This window comes from Bacillus sp. FJAT-45350 (assembly GCF_002335805.1).
GTDB lineage: Bacteria > Bacillota > Bacilli > Bacillales > NISU01 > FJAT-45350.
Map to the genome: position 1 here is coordinate 870,161 of NZ_NISU01000001.1, position 17,735 is coordinate 887,895.

Here is a 17,735-nt window from a genome sequence, read left to right on the forward strand (position 1 = left end):
TTTAGAAATTAAAATAATTTTTCTTTAATAGTCTTGGACGATCCATTAATTCTTTGTATCCAATTGTATGAGGAAGCTCTTTCGTATCGATGAGAAATAGTTGGTCTTCAATCTCTGTTACAATTCTTTCTTCAATGTAATTCATTTTACAAGAGTTACATAGAATTGAAGGGATTTGGTTAATTTGTAAAGCCTTTGTTCCATCAGGTAATTCCCAGTATGCTGGTTTGTTAGTTTGAGATACATTTTTAGATTTACACCATTCACATCGCATTATGAATCCTCCTTCTTCTTTCTCTTACTTTCTTCAACGCTCCATTTTTTCTCTTTTAATTCATCTCGCTTAGAACGCTTATTTTTTAAAGTATTATGGTCAGCACTAGTTTCATATTGACGGCGTCGGTCTAATCGATTAATTCCCTCTGGAGTCAGGTGTGTTCTTTCATCAGCAAGAATTCCATGGACACCTACTGAAGGCTTTTCATTTTTACCGTACATTCGTTCGAAGTATTCATCCGCTTTTCCAGGAGTGTACCCTTTTGGCTCAGGGTAGGAAGTAATTACACCTTCAAAGTTTCTTAGGACAATTTTGTCTGGACTTTGTGAAATAACGTAATTAGGCTGTAGGGCGATTTTTCCGCCACCACCTGGAGCATCAACTACGAATGTAGGTACTGCATACCCACTTGTATGACCTCTAAGAGCTTCGATAATCTCTAATCCTTTTGATACGGGTGCACGGAAATGACCTATACCTTCTGAAAGGTCACATTGGTAAATATAATAAGGGCGGACTCGAATTTTTACTAAATCATGCATAAGCTTCTTCATAATATATGCGCTGTCATTAATTCCTGAGAGAATTACAGCTTGATTTCCTACGGGTACACCCGAGTTGACGAGCATTTCACAAGCTCTTTTTGAGTCCTCCGTAATTTCTAATGACGTATTAAAGTGAGTATTTAACCAAACAGGGTGATATTTTTTTAAAATGTTGCATAGATTTTCTGTGATGCGTTGTGGAAAAACAACAGGGGCTCTAGTGCCAATTCGAATAATTTCTACATGTGGTATGGCGCGTAAGTTTTTGAGAATATATTCTAATATTTGATCATTTATTAATAAACCATCCCCTCCTGAAATTAATACATCACGAACTTCTGGAGTGTTAGCTATATATTGAATTGCTCCGTCTAGTTGTTTCTTTGGAACACCCATTCCGATTTGGCCAGAAAATCTTCTGCGCGTGCAGTAGCGACAATACATTGAGCATTGATTTGTGACGAGAAATAATACTCGGTCAGGATAACGGTGAGTTAATCCTGGTACAGGGGAGTCGTCATCCTCTGAAAGTGGGTCCTCCATATCGTACTTTGCTTTTTCAATTTCCTTTGAGATCGGTACCGATTGCTGTCTGATGGGGCAGCGTGGGTCATCTGGATTCATTAAAGATGCATAATAAGGTGTAATGTTTAATGGAATTGTTTTAGTAGAAATTCGTACCCCTTCTTCTTCGTCAGGTGTGATATTAATTACTTTTTTTAGGTCATCAATTGTACGAATTGTATGAGTCAACTGCCAAAGCCAATCATTCCATTGTTCTTCTGTAACATCCTTCCATAATTCAATCTCTTTCCAATGACGTTTTGGTTTATATAAATCACTCATAATAAGTGCCTCCTTATGGCTGTTTGCTTATTTAATATGCAAGAACTGTGCCAAGTGCAAAGGAGGGTAAAGTGTTGATAAATCAATAGGTAGGGGGTGTGTATTTATTTTAAAACCAACAATAATGCCAAATAATTGGCATGTCACTTTCCTTTCGCAAGCTTATATTGGAGTGTTTGTCTTGGGATGGAAAGGAGCTTGGCTGCCTGAAGGATGTTTCCATTTGTTTTAGTTAATGCCTGATTAATTAACTCTCGCTCATAGGTTGATAGTGCTTTACGGAGAGAGGGGATAGTAGCAGGTACATCTTGTTCGGTATCGTTTTTGATTTGGAGTTGCTGAGGTAAATGAATCTTCTCTATTACGTTTCCTTCGACTAAGTTCATACCACATTCAATCGCGTGCTCCAGCTCACGTATATTTCCTGGCCAATGATGATTATAAAATATTGTAGTTGCCTCTTCAGTTAATCCAGTAACATTTATTGAAAACCTCACGTTGAATTTATTGATAAAATGCTTTGTTAGTAATAGAATATCCTCTTTACGCTTTCGCAAAGGAGGAAGCGTAAAGGAGACAACATTAATTCGGTAAAATAAATCTTTCCTGAGTTGTCGTTTTTCAATACAAATTTCCGGTTCCTCATTCATAGCAGTAATCACTCGCACGTCAAATTGTTGTCCCTTAGTACTACCAATTCTCCTAATCTCGCCATCTTCCAATACCCGTAATAGCTTTGCTTGTAATTCTAATGGCATCGAGTTAATTTCATCTAAAAATAACGTCCCTCCATGAGCTATTTCAAATAGTCCTGGTCTGTCTATTGCGCCTGTGAAACTTCCTTTCGTTGTCCCAAATAAAATTCCTTCGAGTAAGCTTTCGGGAATAGCAGCGCAGTTTTGTGCGATAAAAGGAGCAGCATGTCTTGGTGAGGCGTGATGTATAGATTGAACAAGCAGCTCCTTGCCTGTTCCTGTTTCTCCGTATACAAAGATAGGAGATGAAGTTCTAGAAGCTTTAAGTGCTACTGTCTTTATTTCATTCACTTGTTTGTCTTGCGTTATAATGTCATCAATTTTAAAAGTGTTTTCTCTTTGTTTCTTATTTACTTCTTGTTTAGTTTTACTGCGAGTATTAATCTGTTGCTGCAATTCAACAACCTTTTCGGAAAGTCGTTTTATTTTAGAAATATCTTTAGAAATTTCAACTGCTCCAACTAGTTTCTTACCGACCTTAATCGGTAGAGTTGTATTAACAGTGTCAATTACTTTACCTCTTAAATTGGTATAGCTTTGTTTTTGATGATAAATGCCATTCGATGTTTCAATGACTTTAAGAAGTGTACTTGTTTGGCGAGTGAGTGAGGGGAAAATCGCCAATAAATCTTTTCCTAAGACTTCATCCACATCAACACCATCTAGTTTAGCTGCTATTTGATTGTAGTATATTGTCACCCCATATTCATCAACGACGTGAATACCTTCATCAATGCTTTCTAAGATTGCATGCAACATTTCATTTGAAATCTCATCAAGCATGGCTTCAACCCCTTTGACAGAAAATGAGCAATTGCTGCCGAAAATTAAGCAGAAAAAAAGTATATTTGATATTTATATGCACTAGACTAGCTAAATTATGTTATAAAATTCATAAATAAATTTAAGTTCCAACTTTTACAGAAAGTCCTTTAATATTCCAAGTTATGGTGCTATTATAATAGTACAATAGTTGATTCTTGCTGCTGGAGGATTTTATGACTGAACAATTAGACCCCCTATATGATAAAACAATAAAATGTTTAGTTTGTGATAATACTTTTACCACAAAGAAAGTACGTTCACGTTTTGGGCTATCACGCCATATGGAATCGGATTTCTTTACTGAATATATTTATCAGAAAGAAGATATTGATCCTTTATTGTATTATGTATGTGTTTGTCCTTCTTGCGGTTATTCATTCTCGGAAGAAGCTAGTACATATTTTATTCCTGGGACAAAACAGCAAATTATGGAGAATATTACACGCAAATGGCAGGGGCATGAACATTTTTGCTATGAACGAACAACAAAAGAAGCAATCGATTCATATAAGCTAGGAATCTATTCTGGTAATCTAAAAAAAGAACGTCCAATAGTAATGGGTGGACTTCATATGCGTTTAGCATGGGTTTACCGAAGACTAAATAAGGAAGAAGAAGAAAAGCGATTTTCGGAGTACGCTCTTCAAGCCTATGAAAAATCTTACTTTGATGGCGATTACAAGGATTCAAGCATGTCTGCTATACGATTAACGTATTTAATTGGTGAGCTCTATCGAAAATTTGAAAATTACCAAAAAGCAAGTAGCTACTTCTCAAAACTAATTCATATCAAGCAACCGACGAAAGATAAGCGATTTATTGAAATGGCACGAGACCAGTGGTATGTGATGAGAGAAGACCAACGCTCAGGAAAAGCACCTAAATTAAAATAATTTAGAAACACCTTACAAATAATCTGTAAGGTGTTTCTTTGTTATCTATTTTACAATCTATAATCTATAATTAGAAATTCACTCTAGCGTTTCATCGGTTTTTTCGTTTGATTAATCATTTGGTCTCGTTGTTCTTTTGTTATGACTCCTAGTTTGGAAAATAGGTAAGCGTATTTATATACTTTGTTTTTACGCATCGTTTCTCACCTACCTCTTCTTTTTACCATTATATTGAACAAGGATAAAAATGTTTCCTATATGCAACAATTTTATTTCAAGGAAATGATAATTAGTGAGATGGCTTGTACGAAAGTAAAGAAATAAAAGCACCAAGCTACTTTGTATATCGATTCGCGTAGCTTGATGCAACAAAGGAATCTGGCTTGACAAACGGTTTCATTCCTAGCTCTTCAATTCGATTGACCATTTCTTCCACATATATTTTTGTTTTATTACGTTCTCCTTTTCCGATATCAATATGGCCTTCTATCGTTAGTGAGCTTCCTTCTTTCACATAGGGGAGAATTAGGTTCATAAGCTCAATCTTTTTTTCTGCTGAGAAGAGCTGGGCGACTTCTTCGGTAAGCTTTGTTTCAATTGAAATCTTTTTATATAAATCATGCGTTCTCTTACGAATTTCATGTTTTTTTAAGCATGCCCAAGCACCATTTCCTTCCCTTCGAATCACAACTCCGGTAATAAATTTTGTCGAGCGTGCATGAACTTGAGAATCTGTACCAATTATTAATCTATATTGAGCTGAGGGTTCCTGGCTAATAAATGTTTTTATTTTGGAGAAAACATTTTGAAACGACATATTTTTATCCGTTAAATTATAAAATATCATCGTTGCCTCCTTTTTGTACTAGCATACTTATACATATGCAAGTAGTGGCTTGTACGATGATCAAATGAGATTAGAATAATAATATTTAGGTGACAATTATGAAAATAAAGGATAAAAATTCAGCGTAAAAATATTATAAAATACCATTACTATTTTGACAGATTTTGCTATGAAATTTTGGATGCTATTTTCTACTTTTCTGTGGTATAGTTATTTCAGAACTTGAGTTTGAACATTCGAGTTTTCAACCAAAATATTTGGCTTTTCTTACTTTTAGCAACTGTATCTTTATGGTACAGTTGTATTTTTCAGTTGTATTATAAGAAAAGTAGCAGGAGGAAATTCCTTATGAGTGGACGTAAAGATGAAGAATTACAAGATGTAACATTATTAGGAAACCAAAATACTCAGTACCATTTTGAATACAACCCATCAATATTAGAATCATTTGACAACAAACATCCAAATCGCGATTATTTTGTGAAATTTAACTGTCCTGAATTTACAAGCTTATGCCCAAAAACAGGACAACCAGACTTTGCGACGATTTATATAAGCTATATTCCAGATGTGAAAATGGTCGAGAGTAAGTCGTTAAAGCTTTATCTATTTAGCTTTAGAAATCATGGAGACTTCCACGAAGATTGCATGAATATTATTATGAATGACCTCATTGAACTGATGGATCCACGTTACATTGAAGTATGGGGCAAATTCACACCACGTGGTGGAATATCAATTGATCCGTACACAAACTACGGGAAGCCAGGAACGAAGTATGAAGAAATGGCAAATTACCGATTGATGAATCATGATCTGTATCCGGAGACGATTGATAATAGATAATGAAATGGAGAGTATGCTTATTACATTGTAAAAGGCATGCTCTTTTTTTGTCGTTTTAAGTATGGAGCGTGGAGACAACAATCCCACTCTTAGATATTAGCAGGATTAATATTATCAATAATTTACCAAAATTAGTATTAGATTTTTATGATATAGTCGTATTTGTAAATATTATATTTTTTATCTGAAATCATGGAGTTGGTGTAATTGAGGAGAAATACTAGTTTATTTGTAATAGTTTTTTTGTTGATAGCTTGTTTGTATATGTCGTATAAACTGATTGAAACAAATAAGCAGTGGGAGCAAACATACACAGCATCAATTACTAATAGTTTACATAATGAACTAATTATTTACAATTATTCTTTGGCAAGTTTTGAACAGGCTCTTACCTTAAATGACTATGACGAAATTCTTTATCAATCTGGTTATGTAAGCTTTATTGGTCATCAGCCATATCATAATGACTTAAGTAGTAAAAAGCTTTTATTGCAACAAAATATTCGTGATGCGTTACAAGTGTTAGAAAATAACCTGAACAGTGAGCAAAAAGAGGAATTAAAAGAGATAGTAAGTACGGCAAGGGAAGAGCTGGATACGGCTGTTTATGTGAATTCTCCTGATAATGATAACAGAATTGAAAAGTTTGAAAAGTTTTTCAACAATTTTAACAGTGCATTATCTAGTTTTTTACAAGAATGAGAAGTTTAGTTTGTTCTGCTTACGTTTAGTTCTACGAGGAGGTTTAATATGAAGGGGAAACGCTTGGTTTAGATACTGTATATTCCTCTATTCTTGTTATTAGTTGGTATGTTCTATGTAGAGGTGTCAATGTATCACCTTTTGCCACCTGACCAAGGCGGTATGAGTTTTTGGATGAAATTTGGATTTGTTTGGAAAAGTTCCATACCGTTTTATGGAATTCTACTCTTAATTATATCTTTGTTATTTTATTTATTATTTGGACAAAGACGGAGGGTTTAGCGGATGGTGAAAAAAATCTCTGTAGCTTTAATTACTGTTGTGTTTGTGGTTGGATTATATTGGATTTATCCGAATCTCCCTCATGAAAAAGTAAAACGTAGTGTGTTATCTCAATATTTAGCTAGTCAGTATGAGATTAGTAATAACTTAAACAATGCATTAGAATTGTATCATCAGGGGGAGGAAGAAAAGTTTATTATTTGGCTAGCCAGAGCTAAGGAGCAGACGGTAGTTGGTATAACTCTTACGGGAAATGGCCTAGCGATAAATTATAATAATAGAATAATAAATTCTTATAGCCTATACGATTTTGAAAGTAGGGCTAATCACCACATTTCTACTGCCTTTACGAATGCTGTTGAGGGCACTCTTACCAATGATGATATTATTGACCTTGAAGCTTTTGCTGAAACGATGAACAATTTTGTATCTTACATCGAACACAATGAAATTATTGATGGGAATTCAACGAGAAAAATAGTAAGGGAAGTTGAGAAAATCATTGAAAAGACTTCTTAAATGTAGAGTTCTTGGGATGGGAGTAATTACCAATATCAGTTAAAAAGATAATACATATAAAACTGACTAAGGACAGTAATGTTCTAGATATAGAAAGCAACAGTCTCTATTTTTATTAGGATAATTTATAGGCATAAAAAAGGAGTAATAGGGTGTTAAAGAAGAAATTTATTGGGATTAGCATAATTATATTCTCAGCATTTTATATTTGTTTCGCTGCAATCAGTATTTGGTCTTATAGTTTTGAAAACCAGCTAGTTAAATCCGATGCAGCTATAGTACTTGGAGCAGCAGTTTGGGGGAATGAGCCATCTCCTGTCCTAAGAGAGAGGATCAATCACTCAATTTGGCTGTATGATAATGGGTATGTAAATAAATTGATTTTTACAGGTGGTAAAGGTGACGGATATGAATATGCTGAATCAGAAGTTGCAAAAGCCTATGCAATTGAAAACAATGTTGATGTAGATGATATTTTTATTGAGACTGAATCAAGTATTACTGAAGAGAATCTAAAGTACGCATCTGAGATAGCATTAGAAAATAATCTACATACTTTGATAATTGTAAGTGATCCATTACATATGAAACGTGCTATAGTGATAGCAGAAAGTATCGGAATGAAAGTCCATTCCTCACCAACTCCAAGTTCAGCTTACCAAACTTTAAAGAGTAAAGTCCCTTTCTTCTTACGTGAGCTATTCTTCTATATAGGACATGTAGTGACGTCTCCTTTTAGGGCGTAGCGTAAAAAAGGTTTATAATGGTAGAGGCATCCCCTTTATTCTATGTTACGATATTAAGTGGGAGTGAACTGACTATGGAAAAAGACTGGAAAAATTTTGCTATTGTAGTTTTATTGATTGTTGCAATCGTGAATGGATACTTATTTATTGATACTAAATCAAAATTACAAGAAGCACAAAGATACACATATGTGGCTGTCGAGTCTCAACTATCTTATTTGGCACATAATACGAAACTAATTCTGGAATATTGGGATGATATAAATATTGCTGCGTCAAGGAGAATCGAACAGCAATATACAATTGCTAGGGAAGTATTATGGAGTCACGGTTTTGCGCCACAATCGACCTTTATGACACATTATTATAGTACCGTTAGCCATGTATTAGATAAGATTGAATCAGGTGAACGTACACCCGAATTAAAAGCTGAGGTTCAAATGATTTATAATGATTTGTCTTTCTTAGCAAGTCAATGTAGAGACACTAAATGAACTATCAGGTAATCTAGAAATTTATTCACATTGGTATAAACTTTTAGACAATCTGGAAAATAAACGAGCTGCCGAGACAGCACCATAAAAGACGTTACCGCGAGTAATCAATGCGGTAACGTCTTTTTTTCTAAACAGATTTATAATTTATAAGTTTTTGAACAACCTCGCTAATGAAGATTATGGATTAAACGAAAGAAGCTGGACCGTTGCCAGTTTTGTAATTGAAATTTTCGTTCTAATGTTATCATCCACTTTGCTTGTTCTCCTTCTACACTGCCCTGTAAATAGAAAGGTAGGCTATATTCTATATAGTGTAGATTTTGATTATCAGGAGCAGTCATTTTTAAATGGAAACTTCGGTGTTTCTCAACTTCAAAAGGCAAGTCCTCACCTAGGTTATTTACAATAGTAAACTGTGCCCAATCACTAGGAAGCGGATTTTCGATATGTGATAAGGCGATGTCGCTATGTGTGACGTATGTTCTCTTAACTGTTTCACTTTCAATATATTCTTCGCGGTACCTAAATTCATATGGTGATAAGTCGTTCTCAGTAGCGGATAATCTTATTACATTAATATTATCAGTGATAATTGTTCGTCCACTATTAAAAACTAGAGTAAAGCTTTCAAGATTTTTTTCAGATGTATTCTCAACTACTATAGTATTTGCTATATGCCATGTGTCTTTGTATGGAGTCCACTGATTAAGTATAGTTAACGGCTCCTCTTGATCTGTTATATAGATAGATTTTAATGGGTCTAGGTTCCTTACAGATTGGATGATTTGAAATTGAAATTTTTGTTTATCGGTTGTTTCATAAAGTGGAACAACAATTGGAACTTTCAAGGTATAGTAATCTTTCATTCCAAAGACGGCGATACTTAAAAATAGAAGGGCAACAACTGTTTTTTTGAACAGAAAATGATTTTTCTCCTTTATCTTAGTTTGATTGTCTAATGATAAAAACTGTTCATATTTTGAGAATAACCTCAGCCATCTCACAAACTGATAAAAATAAGCAAGCCCTAATATAGCTAATAATGCAATTGAAATCGTTGAAAAACGTCCAATAAAGACAGCTAATTCGATAAAAATAAGAACAGTAAAAAATAGAAAGGCAGTTTTCACAAAGCTTATCGTTCTCTCGTACAATTTATGGGAAAAGTCATAATGCTCTTTATTGTTTAAAAGAAGCTTGCTTATTAAAATCCCTAAAAGCAAGATGTATATTGCGTAAAAAAGAAACTCCCATTGATGTATAAGGTGAAGAATTTCATTGTCAATATAGAAATAAAATATCCGTGTGAACGTAGCACTTAGGCTCATGACTAGACTCGTAATAATAACTGCTTTTTGATATAGAAAAACTGAACCGATAGTTATTAGCCAGTAACCAATAAGGGAGCTCCACATAAAAACAGAGCCTAACTCACCTTTAATGAATGCTAAAATTAGACCGATAAAGATTAATTTTAAACCCGTTTGCAAAACGTTTCCTCCTTTACGTGTGTTACAATTGTAGCATTTAAAAGCAGCTTAATGGCATGATGAACACAAGTGGATAATATTGGCTTTTAGAAGCCAGTAGCTATTGAAATGAATAAAATTCAGAAAGTGAGGTGTTATTAATATGAGTAATAAACTTTATTTACTTCCAGTCGTATTCGCTTATGTAATGCTTATAACTGGGTGTACAAATGATGAAAGTGGACTTAATGAATTTTCACAAGATAAGGAAATTTGGGAGCTAGAAGCTACTTTAAATTTAGAGTTTTTTGAAGAGGTAAAAAAACATATAGAGAGTGAACTAGCAACAATCGATGAGGAAAGGGATTTAAAAAGTTTTATCGATTGGAACAAGGAGAAGCTCGGCTTTGATGTTAATGAAGAAGCTTCTGAGGGATACATTGAAGTTCAAATAAAGGATCGCGAGCTACATGAAAGCTTTCCTGATACTTTACTAGGATATGGTCAAGGCGTATTGACTATTAATGAACATACCTTTCCATTTGAAGGTGATGTAGGTATTCACCAATTTCTTCATAACGATCAAATTTATTATTATGCTGCTTTCAACACGGATATTGTGAACCTAAAAGGTGAAGAAGATATTTTCCCTTTAATGCTCGCTTGGAACACAGAAACGCGAGAGGTTCATGCTCAGGTTACGGTAGGTGTAGGAGAGGAACATGGATTGCTTGTATTTGGAGAGAAGTTTGATGCTATGTTTATGATTGATGAAGAGGACGTAATACCATGGTCAGAATGATAGTTTGACTTTTTGGATTAATGACCTCGCGTTTGCTATTAAATTTAGAACTGATGAAAGGTGGATTCCCACCGATTGTTATCAAAGTAGAAAACCGTTTAGCATATTATGAAGCCTTAGATAAAGCACATACACAAAAGGATTATGATTTTATTCAGATAGTCAAATGGGAAGTTGAAGACTCGTTAAATTTATATTTAAGTGCAATCAATAATAACTACTACTAATAATTGCAATATTCCACTTGGGACGTTAGTTAGTTGCTTTAGCAATTAGTTCCTCAATACGCTCTAAGTGTTTTTATTTTTTATTTTGTATTTATTGGTGTATGATCTTGATAGAAATTGCATAGTTAGGGAACTCTTACAGTAGCTAAGTCGATTGAAATTTGAGGTGTATACAGTGAATATTATGGTAACAGAAGAGGCGAAGAAATGGTTTTTTAACGAATTTAATCTAAAGAAAGGCAATGAAATTCGTATTTTTGTTCGTTATGGTGGCTGCGGTTCCTTTCAGCAAGGCTTTTCATTAGGGATTATGAAAGAAACATCTAGTGAAAAGGAAGTGGAATCAGTCATTGAAGGTGTATCCTTCTATATTACTAGAGAGGATCTTTGGTATTTTGATGGTGTTAATTTAACCATTAATTATGACGAGACAAAAGAAGAAATTGAGTTTCTCCATGAACAATAAATAAAAAAGTGGGTGATTTAGAAGGTATATATTTTCCCTTCTGAATCACCCTTTTTGGATGGATTAATTCTTACAATAAAATCAAATGAGTAGTTCAAGGTTAAACGGTTTTGCTTATTGCATAACCCAAATAATTTCTTGAATTCGAATGTAATATGTTGCAGTATTAGTTTGAAGCACTACATGGTCAGGCTTCACATCCATAATTTTCCCTCGAATACCTCCACGACCAGTTTCAATTACTGCGTCTTGACCCATGACTGATTGCAATGTTTGATAAACATATGGGTCAATCATTGTAAACATTTGTGGTACCATTGGTTGGCTTTGTTGGTGTTGATGATAACTCATAGTAAACGCCTCCTTTAAATCTAGACAAAATCATTGTATGTGTTTGACTAGTTAATGTTTGGGCGTTTACCTAAACATTAAGCCCAAATTAGGCATTGGTTTATTAATTGCTTGTCTATTCAATCGTTAATTTAACTGCTTTGTTTGGGAAAACTCCGTCTATTTTACTACCGATTTCTTCTTCAACTACTTTCTTTGAAGGTATCGAATCGAAGCTCTGAATTATTGAGTATTGTTGTAAGCAAACAAGATGGTAAGGGTATTTTACGTCTTCTTCGTAAATAATGACAAAAATCTTTCCTCGCTTATCGATAATGAATTCTCCATGACTAGTAAGTTTGGTTTTTCTGTTATCAACTAATTCCATCGTTTACCTCCCTATTGCTTCTGATTTAAACTGATTTCAGTTAGTAGTATATATTTCTATGAATTTTTTCTGTAGATCATGCTATAATTCAATAAGGGGAATTTATTTTATAATGGAGGGTACAAGAATGAGTAAAGATATTAATAAGTTTTTTGAGGAGAAGTTAACTGAAGCAAAAGTTAATTTTGAGCGTACGATAGATTGTAAGCACACTGCCTTTGATGATTTGTATCCATACATGAATGAACAGCCACAGTTTTTCTGGTATAAGCGGTATGCAGGTTGGCAAGAACTTCTTACAGTTGTAAGCCTTGCGGAAGAATTAGAAATAAATTGGAAAACCCCTTTTACAGAACGCCAAGTTGCATATATAGAAAAGAAAGTTCTAGATGCAAAAGTATTGGATTATTGGTATGAAGATAGTAAGAAAGAACAAGAAGTTAATAAAGAAGACAATTAATAGATCAATTTGTAGAAGTATACTAGCTTATTAGATCGAATGACTGCATATGAAGCGTATCCATATTAGGGTATGCTTTTTTTATTTTTTTGAAGCTATAAACTATTTTAAAATTAAAATCCATTTATGTGTTTTATTCTTTTCATAGTTTTTCCTTTCTTGATTGGATACAATAAACCTATAATATCTTGATAAAGGTGAGATTGTATGAAAATTGGCTACGCTTGTTTAAATGTGACGCTCCAAACGAAGATGAGAACCTGTCGTATTGCCACAGTAGAAAAAGAGGGGCTAACGAAGGTAAAAGAATTAACGATTCATAATCTACAAGAAGTTAATAAGATAATTGATTGGAATATCGAAAATAATATCCATTTTTTTCGGTTAAGCAGTGATATTGTCCCTTTTGGAAGTCATCCAATTCTAACATGGGATTGGTGGGCCGATGAGGATGTACTAAAACTAACGAATGCTATACGAGAGAAAAAACAAAAATATCATTTGCGGCTTAGCGCACACCCAGGTCAGTATACGATTATTAATTCCAAAAATGATGAAGTTGTAAAAAAGGCTATAAAGGAATTGGAATATCATGATACATTATTAGATTTAGTCGGTGGAACGGACATGATAATTCACACTGGGGGAGTTTATGGAGACAAACTGGAAGCGAAAAAACGTTTTATTCATACTTATCATGAACTTTCAGATTCAATAAAGAATAAGCTCAGACTTGAAAATGATGATAAGAGTTTTCACTTAAAGGATGTGCTAAGTATCTATAAGGAATGTGGAGTTCCTATTTGTTTTGATATTCATCATCATAACTGTAATCATACTGAAGAAATAGAATTGGATACCCTAGTAGAACAGGTATTTGAGTCGTGGAAAGAAATTGGAACACCGAAAGTACATATAAGCTCTGGAAAAAGGAGTAAAATAGACACAGCCCATCATGATATAGTATTTAAAGAAGATTTTGATGAGCTTCTGAAGGTTATTGGAAGTAGAGAGTGTGATATTATGTTGGAAGCAAAACAAAAAGAAAAAGCTGTTTTTAGTTTGAGAAAAGAATCAGCGGGAATAGAGAATACGGAGGAATAGTATGAGTGAAAGAGTAGAAAAAGCAACATTTGCAGGCGGTTGTTTCTGGTGCATGGTCAAGCCCTTCGACGAACAAGAGGGGATAATCGAAGTACTTTCTGGTTATTCTGGAGGTACGGTAGAAAACCCAACATACAAAGAAGTAAAAAGTGGGGAGACAGGTCATTACGAAGTTGTACAAATAACCTTCGATCCAGAAGTGTTTCCGTATGAAAAATTACTTTCTTTATACTGGCCACAAATAGACCCAACCGATCCAGATGGTCAATTCCATGACCGAGGTCCTATGTACCGAACAGCGATTTTTTATCATACAGAACAACAACGGCAGCTTGCAGAAAAAACAAAGAAAGAAATAGAAGAGAGTGGTCGGTTTAAAAAGGAAATCGTAACAAAGATTTTACCAGCAACACCTTTTTATCCAGCTGAAGATTATCACCAAGATTACTATAAGAAGAATTCAGAGCATTATAAAGAAGACCGTAAAAAATCAGGTAGAGACGAATTTATTGAGAAGAATTGGGTTTAATAAGACTAGGCTTAGTACAAAACTAAGCATGGTCTTTTTTTATAAGCGAAATTTATATGTAACATGCTGAAGCCATTGTATGCATTTTTCTCTGCGCAGAAATTTCATGTCAATAAGGTAACATTTTCACTAATTACTAGTAATTTATAGTACACATTTTTATTTTATTACCCATAAGTTGCGTAGAATTTGATAGAATGGTGTCATAACATGTTTGTTATGTAGAGGGGAGCTGTTAAGCTTGAATAAATTGAAGAAAGTTCTTTATTCTATTCTTGGTATTACTATATTATTTAGTATTGTTCTTTATATCGCTGTTGATAGTTGGGCGACTACTAATAATGGCAAGCTTCCCCCAAAGACAGCCGTATTGTTACATGCAGTAAATAATAATCTTGTTGCGTTAGATATTGAAATACCGAGTTTTATTAGTTCAAAAAGCGGCAAATCAACAATTGTGCGTGAAAACTTAACAATTCCAGTTTCAGATGGTACTGAAATTCCAGCAAGAATACATCGCCCTAAAGGTGAAGGGCCATACCCAATTATTCTCTATTATCATGGTGGTGCTTTTATGGAAGGGTATGGGAATATAGATACACATGATAATATTACTCGCTTTTTAGCGAAACAAACAAAAAGCGTTGTCATTTCAGTTGGTTATCGTTTAGCACCTGAGCATGTGTTTCCAACTGCTATAGAGGATAGTTATGATGCACTACATTGGGCATATGAAAATGGTGAATCAATTCATGGGGATACAAGCAAAATTGCTGTTGTAGGAGATAGTTCTGGAGGGAATATAGCCACTGTTGTTTCAGCTATGGCAAGAGACCGAAATGGTCCTGATTTAATGGCACAAGTGCTTTTTTATCCATTAACAACATTTGATGATGTCGAATTAGAATCTAGAAATTTATACGACAGTGGTTACTATTTACTATCCAGACGTGTGATGGAAATTGCTAGGGAGAAGTATACACCGGAAGAAACAATGTGGCTAAGTCCATATACGTCACCTTTGCTTTCTGAAGACCTAACAAATTTACCTCCTGCATATATTGTTACAGCTGAATTTGACCCGTTAAGAGACGAAGGAGAGGCGTACGCTGAGCGATTAGCTAAATCAGGAGTTCCAGTTAGAGCCGTCCGTTACGAAGGAGTTATGCATGCTTTTGTTTCATTTTACGAGGTATTGTATTCAGGTAAGCACAGCTTAAAAGAGTCAGTCTCTTTTATAAATGATGCTTTTGCAGATGGGATTGAGTATAAACCGTTTGAATTAACAGTAATGGATGTACCGAGAAGTAAAGAAACGTATCGTGATGATTTAGAAGCGTATGCGTTTGCTGCATTTTTACTTGGGAAAGAAACGTTTTCATTATTTTCTTTTAGGTAAGTAGTGTAAATTATATATGCTCCTACTGAAAAAGTATGGTTTTCACTTTTTCAGTGGGATTATCATATACAGGGTGATTGGTTCGAAAAATATCAAAGATTTGTCACATTTATACCGAAACTAATGTTAAAACCTATGATACTATGATTATAGTATAAACTACATTTATCAAGGGGGAAGTTTACATGGGTTTACTTGAGTTAAGTGCAATTATCGGATTTTCAGGGTTAGCAATGTCAATTGCAATCGTTATGTCTATTTATTTATACAAGTTCTCAGATAAAGCTGAGTAATATATAGTAGGACAAGCCTTTCCGCCAATTGGAGGGGCTTTTTATTTTTTTAACAAATTAATTAACTTTCTTCGCATTTTTATAAGTAGGGTGACTATACTATAAAAAAGTGAAGGGGGAATTGAGTTGGTAGTTGAGGGACATAAAACATTTCATACATCAGAGTGTGACTTCTGCTCAATTGACGTAACAGAATCTATTACTGAGCCGTTAAGTGATAAATCGAAAGAATTTTATAAGTCAATCGCAGAAATGATAGTCGATAGTTATCAAAGCTAAAAAGGATGTCACAGAGTATCATAAAAACTGTGACATCCAGAAAAAAACAATCACCTTATGTACAAATCATAAGGTGATTGTTTTGATTAGTTTTGATTTATATTGACCAGTTCCCATTACGGAAAAGTGGTTCAGCGGTTCCATCCGCTAAGATACCATCAATATTCATTTCAGCAGAGCCAATCATGAAATCAACGTGAGTAATACTTGTGTTAATGCCTTCTTTCTTTAATTCATCTTTACTCATTGTCTTTCCACCTTCAATGCAGAATGCATAAGCATTTCCGATTGCTAAGTGATTAGATGCATTTTCATCAAAAAGCGTATTATAAAAAATAATATTTGAGTTTGAAATAGGCGAGTTATGAGGAACTAACGCGACTTCTCCTAAATAATGAGAGCCTTCATCCGTTTCAATTAAACGCTTTAATGTTTCAAAACCTTCTTCAGCACTAAAATCAACAACTTTTCCATCTTTAAATGTTAGGCTAAAGTTTTCAATGACGTTTCCACCATAATTAAGTGGCTTAGTACTGCTTACTACACCGTTTACCCCTTCTTTTAGGGGAGTCGTAAATACTTCTTCAGTAGGCATATTAGCTACGAAATGCGTACCCTTTTCATTATCACTACCGCCGCCAGCCCAAATATGTTTTTTCGGTAAGTCGATTGTTAAATCAGTTCCTGGTGCTTTGTAATGTAATGTTTTGTATTTTTTTTCATTTAAGAAATTAACTTTTTCTGATAGTACCTTACTATGTTCTGTCCATTCATTTACAGGGTCTGCCTTATCGACTCTTGTTGCTTGGAAAATGGCTTTCCATAAATTCTCTACTTGTTCTTCTTCAGGAGCATTAGGGAATACTTTTGCTGCCCATTCTTTTGTAGGTACGGAAAGGACGGTCCAGCTTACTTTATCTGCTTGGATAAATGAACGGAAGCCTTCCATAGCTTCTCCTTGTGTTTTATTCGCTGTTGAAATTCGCTCAGGATCTACACCTTTTAATAAGTCTGGGTTAGAAGCCGAAATGCTAAGAAAAGCAGCTCCTTGTTCAGCTAATTCTTCGTATCCCTTCGCTTTCCATTGTGGAAACTCCTTGAATGCGTCAAAAGGGGCATTTTCATATTTAATAAGAGCAAGTTGCTCATCGTTCCATTCCACATGGACGTTTTTAGCACCAGCTTCATACGCTTTTTTTGCTACTTTTCGTACAAAATCAACTGCAGCCAAAGGAGCATTTACAACTAACGTTTGGTCTTTTTGAATATTTACGCCTACCTTAACAGCAAGCTCAGCATATTTTTCAAGATTTTGTTCAAATTGGCTCATTACTTTCCCTCTCTCTATGTATCAGATTTTCCTGTTTATTTTAACAGTTTTGTCCATGTAACAAAAATGATAGCCTTCT

The 17,735-nt window shown here is 34.4% G+C and carries 22 protein-coding genes; 14 read left to right on the forward strand and 8 right to left on the reverse strand.

Translation table 11 applies throughout. The features are described from left to right. Position 1: 1 nt before the first annotated feature. The 3 genes from CD003_RS04365 to CD003_RS04375 form a co-directional block, all read right to left on the reverse strand. The gene (locus CD003_RS04365) at positions 2 to 274 is read right to left on the reverse strand and encodes a YokU family protein (protein ID WP_096199662.1); all 273 of its coding nucleotides are present in this window, start codon (positions 272 to 274) and stop codon (positions 2 to 4) included. Beyond that, the gene (gene ablA / locus CD003_RS04370) at positions 274 to 1,668 is read right to left on the reverse strand and encodes a lysine 2,3-aminomutase (protein WP_373558528.1); all 1,395 of its coding nucleotides are present in this window, start codon (positions 1,666 to 1,668) and stop codon (positions 274 to 276) included. The genes CD003_RS04365 and ablA overlap by 1 nt, the downstream gene beginning before the upstream one ends. Before the next feature lie 143 nt (positions 1,669 to 1,811). Continuing rightward, positions 1,812 to 3,206, reverse strand: coding sequence for a sigma-54 interaction domain-containing protein (locus CD003_RS04375; protein ID WP_257008169.1), 1,395 nt, complete (start codon positions 3,204 to 3,206; stop codon positions 1,812 to 1,814). Positions 3,207 to 3,421: 215 nt separating this feature from the next. On the opposite strand from CD003_RS04375, the gene CD003_RS04380 reads away from it, so the two are divergent. Next, the gene (locus CD003_RS04380; RefSeq protein ID WP_096199664.1) at positions 3,422 to 4,141 is read left to right on the forward strand and encodes a DUF2225 domain-containing protein; all 720 of its coding nucleotides are present in this window, start codon (positions 3,422 to 3,424) and stop codon (positions 4,139 to 4,141) included. A gap of 334 nt (positions 4,142 to 4,475) precedes the next feature. Here the strand turns inward: CD003_RS04380 and CD003_RS04385 are convergent, their stop codons facing one another. Then, complete coding sequence (locus tag CD003_RS04385) at positions 4,476 to 4,988, reverse strand: ribonuclease H-like YkuK family protein (protein ID WP_096199665.1); 513 nt, start codon at positions 4,986 to 4,988, stop codon at positions 4,476 to 4,478. Positions 4,989 to 5,336: 348 nt separating this feature from the next. Between CD003_RS04385 and queF the strand changes: the two genes are divergently transcribed. The 5 genes from queF to CD003_RS04410 all read left to right on the forward strand — a co-directional run bounded on the left by queF (position 5,337) and on the right by CD003_RS04410 (position 8,577). Continuing rightward, on the forward strand, positions 5,337 to 5,834 hold the full coding sequence (queF, locus tag CD003_RS04390; RefSeq protein ID WP_096199666.1) for a preQ(1) synthase: 498 nt from the start codon (positions 5,337 to 5,339) through the stop codon (positions 5,832 to 5,834). 264 nt (positions 5,835 to 6,098) lie between these two features. Continuing rightward, positions 6,099 to 6,536 carry a hypothetical protein gene (locus CD003_RS04395; protein ID WP_142302838.1) on the forward strand — a complete coding sequence of 146 codons (438 nt, stop codon included), beginning with the start codon at positions 6,099 to 6,101 and terminating at the stop codon, positions 6,534 to 6,536. Positions 6,537 to 6,821: 285 nt separating this feature from the next. Then, the gene (locus CD003_RS04400; RefSeq protein WP_096199668.1) at positions 6,822 to 7,337 is read left to right on the forward strand and encodes a hypothetical protein; all 516 of its coding nucleotides are present in this window, start codon (positions 6,822 to 6,824) and stop codon (positions 7,335 to 7,337) included. Between the two features lie 152 nt (positions 7,338 to 7,489). Further along, a complete protein-coding gene (locus CD003_RS04405) occupies positions 7,490 to 8,083 on the forward strand; it encodes a YdcF family protein (RefSeq protein WP_096199669.1) in 594 nt (197 codons plus the stop codon). Between the two features lie 74 nt (positions 8,084 to 8,157). After that, entirely contained in the window at positions 8,158 to 8,577 is a 420-nt protein-coding gene (locus CD003_RS04410; RefSeq protein ID WP_096199670.1) for a hypothetical protein, read from the forward strand. A 170-nt stretch (positions 8,578 to 8,747) separates the two neighbouring features. On the opposite strand, the gene CD003_RS04415 is transcribed toward CD003_RS04410, so the two are convergent. Continuing rightward, positions 8,748 to 10,070, reverse strand: a complete 1,323-nt coding sequence (locus CD003_RS04415; protein ID WP_096199671.1) for a hypothetical protein — start codon at positions 10,068 to 10,070, stop codon at positions 8,748 to 8,750. A gap of 142 nt (positions 10,071 to 10,212) precedes the next feature. Here CD003_RS04415 and CD003_RS04420 point away from each other — a divergent pair, with 142 nt between their 5' ends. The 3 genes from CD003_RS04420 (at position 10,213) to CD003_RS04430 (ending at position 11,544) form a co-directional block, all read left to right on the forward strand. Further along, positions 10,213 to 10,851: a hypothetical protein gene (locus tag CD003_RS04420; protein WP_096199672.1), complete on the forward strand. Its 639-nt coding sequence runs from the start codon at positions 10,213 to 10,215 to the stop codon at positions 10,849 to 10,851. A gap of 32 nt (positions 10,852 to 10,883) precedes the next feature. Then, positions 10,884 to 11,078 (forward strand): hypothetical protein, encoded by a 195-nt coding sequence (locus tag CD003_RS04425; protein WP_096199673.1) that lies wholly within the window; start codon positions 10,884 to 10,886, stop codon positions 11,076 to 11,078. Between the two features lie 184 nt (positions 11,079 to 11,262). Then, positions 11,263 to 11,544: a HesB/YadR/YfhF family protein gene (locus tag CD003_RS04430; protein ID WP_257008347.1), complete on the forward strand. Its 282-nt coding sequence runs from the start codon at positions 11,263 to 11,265 to the stop codon at positions 11,542 to 11,544. Between the two features lie 114 nt (positions 11,545 to 11,658). Here the strand turns inward: CD003_RS04430 and CD003_RS04435 are convergent, their stop codons facing one another. After that, positions 11,659 to 11,895 carry a YuzF family protein gene (locus CD003_RS04435; protein WP_096199675.1) on the reverse strand — a complete coding sequence of 79 codons (237 nt, stop codon included), beginning with the start codon at positions 11,893 to 11,895 and terminating at the stop codon, positions 11,659 to 11,661. A 115-nt stretch (positions 11,896 to 12,010) separates the two neighbouring features. After that, positions 12,011 to 12,262, reverse strand: a complete 252-nt coding sequence (locus tag CD003_RS04440; protein ID WP_096199676.1) for a hypothetical protein — start codon at positions 12,260 to 12,262, stop codon at positions 12,011 to 12,013. Positions 12,263 to 12,389: 127 nt separating this feature from the next. Here CD003_RS04440 and CD003_RS04445 point away from each other — a divergent pair, with 127 nt between their 5' ends. The 5 genes from CD003_RS04445 to CD003_RS21700 all read left to right on the forward strand — a co-directional run bounded on the left by CD003_RS04445 (position 12,390) and on the right by CD003_RS21700 (position 16,326). Then, positions 12,390 to 12,722: a hypothetical protein gene (locus tag CD003_RS04445; protein ID WP_096199677.1), complete on the forward strand. Its 333-nt coding sequence runs from the start codon at positions 12,390 to 12,392 to the stop codon at positions 12,720 to 12,722. 207 nt (positions 12,723 to 12,929) lie between these two features. Continuing rightward, the gene (uvsE, locus tag CD003_RS04450) at positions 12,930 to 13,826 is read left to right on the forward strand and encodes a UV DNA damage repair endonuclease UvsE (protein ID WP_096199678.1); all 897 of its coding nucleotides are present in this window, start codon (positions 12,930 to 12,932) and stop codon (positions 13,824 to 13,826) included. Position 13,827: 1 nt separating this feature from the next. Further along, positions 13,828 to 14,355, forward strand: coding sequence for a peptide-methionine (S)-S-oxide reductase MsrA (msrA, locus tag CD003_RS04455; RefSeq protein ID WP_096199679.1), 528 nt, complete (start codon positions 13,828 to 13,830; stop codon positions 14,353 to 14,355). A gap of 241 nt (positions 14,356 to 14,596) precedes the next feature. Continuing rightward, positions 14,597 to 15,754, forward strand: a complete 1,158-nt coding sequence (locus CD003_RS04460) for an alpha/beta hydrolase (protein WP_306453938.1) — start codon at positions 14,597 to 14,599, stop codon at positions 15,752 to 15,754. Positions 15,755 to 16,173: 419 nt separating this feature from the next. Continuing rightward, positions 16,174 to 16,326, forward strand: coding sequence for a hypothetical protein (locus CD003_RS21700; RefSeq protein ID WP_179295427.1), 153 nt, complete (start codon positions 16,174 to 16,176; stop codon positions 16,324 to 16,326). Between the two features lie 97 nt (positions 16,327 to 16,423). Here CD003_RS21700 and CD003_RS04465 read toward each other — a convergent pair whose 3' ends face one another. Beyond that, entirely contained in the window at positions 16,424 to 17,656 is a 1,233-nt protein-coding gene (locus CD003_RS04465; RefSeq protein ID WP_096199680.1) for an aminopeptidase, read from the reverse strand. Positions 17,657 to 17,735: the final 79 nt, after the last annotated feature.

Bases quoted from the DNA above. Each gene is read 5' to 3' on its own strand.
- CD003_RS04420 (WP_096199672.1), top strand. From the start codon at position 10,213: ATGAGTAATAAACTTTATTTACTTCCAGTCGTATTCGCTTATGTAATG.
- CD003_RS04365 (WP_096199662.1), bottom strand. From the start codon at position 274: ATGCGATGTGAATGGTGTAAATCTAAAAATGTATCTCAAACTAACAAA.
- CD003_RS04400 (WP_096199668.1), top strand. From the start codon at position 6,822: ATGGTGAAAAAAATCTCTGTAGCTTTAATTACTGTTGTGTTTGTGGTT.
- queF (WP_096199666.1), top strand. From the start codon at position 5,337: ATGAGTGGACGTAAAGATGAAGAATTACAAGATGTAACATTATTAGGA.
- CD003_RS04380 (WP_096199664.1), top strand. From the start codon at position 3,422: ATGACTGAACAATTAGACCCCCTATATGATAAAACAATAAAATGTTTA.
- CD003_RS04465 (WP_096199680.1), bottom strand. From the start codon at position 17,656: ATGAGCCAATTTGAACAAAATCTTGAAAAATATGCTGAGCTTGCTGTT.
- uvsE (WP_096199678.1), top strand. From the start codon at position 12,930: ATGAAAATTGGCTACGCTTGTTTAAATGTGACGCTCCAAACGAAGATG.
- CD003_RS04385 (WP_096199665.1), bottom strand. From the start codon at position 4,988: ATGATATTTTATAATTTAACGGATAAAAATATGTCGTTTCAAAATGTT.
- CD003_RS04375 (WP_257008169.1), bottom strand. From the start codon at position 3,206: ATGCTTGATGAGATTTCAAATGAAATGTTGCATGCAATCTTAGAAAGC.
- CD003_RS04440 (WP_096199676.1), bottom strand. From the start codon at position 12,262: ATGGAATTAGTTGATAACAGAAAAACCAAACTTACTAGTCATGGAGAA.
- CD003_RS04395 (WP_142302838.1), top strand. From the start codon at position 6,099: ATGTCGTATAAACTGATTGAAACAAATAAGCAGTGGGAGCAAACATAC.
- CD003_RS04445 (WP_096199677.1), top strand. From the start codon at position 12,390: ATGAGTAAAGATATTAATAAGTTTTTTGAGGAGAAGTTAACTGAAGCA.
- msrA (WP_096199679.1), top strand. From the start codon at position 13,828: ATGAGTGAAAGAGTAGAAAAAGCAACATTTGCAGGCGGTTGTTTCTGG.
- CD003_RS04410 (WP_096199670.1), top strand. From the start codon at position 8,158: ATGGAAAAAGACTGGAAAAATTTTGCTATTGTAGTTTTATTGATTGTT.
- ablA (WP_373558528.1), bottom strand. From the start codon at position 1,668: ATGAGTGATTTATATAAACCAAAACGTCATTGGAAAGAGATTGAATTA.
- CD003_RS04430 (WP_257008347.1), top strand. From the start codon at position 11,263: ATGGTAACAGAAGAGGCGAAGAAATGGTTTTTTAACGAATTTAATCTA.
- CD003_RS04435 (WP_096199675.1), bottom strand. From the start codon at position 11,895: ATGAGTTATCATCAACACCAACAAAGCCAACCAATGGTACCACAAATG.